The sequence below is a fragment of the Actinospica durhamensis genome, assembly GCF_018139695.1.
Lineage (GTDB): Bacteria > Actinomycetota > Actinomycetes > Streptomycetales > Catenulisporaceae > Actinospica > Actinospica durhamensis.
In genome coordinates, this window is the sequence record NZ_JAGSOG010000786.1 from 1 (window position 1) to 424 (window position 424).

At 59.9% G+C, this 424-nt stretch carries 1 protein-coding gene; it reads left to right on the plus strand.

The features are described 5' to 3' along the window. On the plus strand, positions 1-424 hold a 424-nt coding region (locus KDL01_RS47275), incomplete at both ends, for a proton-conducting transporter transmembrane domain-containing protein (RefSeq protein WP_281415874.1).

Below are 424 nucleotides of genomic sequence, written 5' to 3' on the forward strand. Positions count from 1 at the left end.
GCTGTCGCTGGCGTCGTACACGCTGGTAGCGCTGCGTCGCCGTTCGAACGTGTCGTCCGAATCGGCCATGAAGTATTTCATCCTCGGCGCATTGGCATCGGGCCTGTTGCTGTACGGCATGTCGATGCTGTACGGCGCGACCGGCTCGCTGGAACTGGGCAAGGTGTTTGACGCCATCAAGAACGGCGAGATCAACAAGACGATCCTCGTGTTTGGCGTGGTGTTCATTGTTGCTGGCCTGGGCTTCAAGCTTGGTGTGGCACCGTTCCACATGTGGGTGCCCGATGTGTACCAAGGCTCGCCGACGGCCGTGACGCTGCTGATTGCCGGTGCGCCGAAGGTGGCCGCCTTTGCAATGACGCTTCGTATTCTGGTCGAAGGCCTGCTGCCCCTGGCATTCGATTGGCAAAACATGCTGATCGTG